The 657-nt window shown below is 49.9% G+C and carries 2 pseudogenes; both read left to right on the top strand.

The window, feature by feature from the left end:
• A pseudogene (locus tag R7Z49_RS28195) lies at positions 1-159 on the top strand (pilus assembly protein); the annotation flags it as partial.
• A pseudogene (locus R7Z49_RS28190) lies at positions 143-657 on the top strand (hypothetical protein); the annotation flags it as partial. The pseudogenes R7Z49_RS28195 and R7Z49_RS28190, both read left to right, overlap by 17 nt.

Genomic DNA, 657 nt, shown 5'->3' with positions numbered 1-657 from the left:
CGCCAAACTCGCACCTATGAGTTTGACATCGATATTGAGCAATACCGTCCAAAGCTCAGTTGGATGGATACGTATGAGGGGCAAGCTAGAACGAAGCGAGTTCGTGAAAAGTTGACCCAAGAGCAAAACCGGAGGGTGAATGATGCGAACCAAACTTAGTCGATGGATGACACCAAGCTTAATCGCAATGAGCTTGAGTGGCGTCCTGTTATCTCAAGCTTCTTATGCAGACGTGGAATTGCCGATTGTGCCAGCAAGTGTGATGAAGCAGTCTGCTACTGCAAATCCACCGGTTCAAAGCAATACGGTTGCAACCGATGCGCCAACAACGTTACTGATGACACCGGGAGTCAATGAACTGATCCCTGTAGCACTTGGTCATCTGAACCGGATTGTGACGCCGTTTGAATCGCCTCAGGTCAGAACAACCAGTGATGCTCAGACGCAAATCAAGGGGAATGTTGTATATGTGGCCACGGACAAAGAATCACCGGTTTCACTTTACATCACTCCGCCTGGTCAGGAAGCGCCTGCGTTATCTGTCACCTTAGTACCTCGTCGTATTCCACCGCGTGAAATCACCTTAGCTATTGATGGTCAGCAGTGGCCTATTAAGGGCGTCGTGAACCGCAAAGCCGCCACTTGGGAAACGGCTCA

It is taken from the genome of Vibrio sp. 1562 (assembly GCF_033340155.1).
GTDB lineage: Bacteria > Pseudomonadota > Gammaproteobacteria > Enterobacterales > Vibrionaceae > Vibrio > Vibrio alginolyticus.
This window is presented reverse-complemented; position numbering and strand designations above follow the sequence as displayed.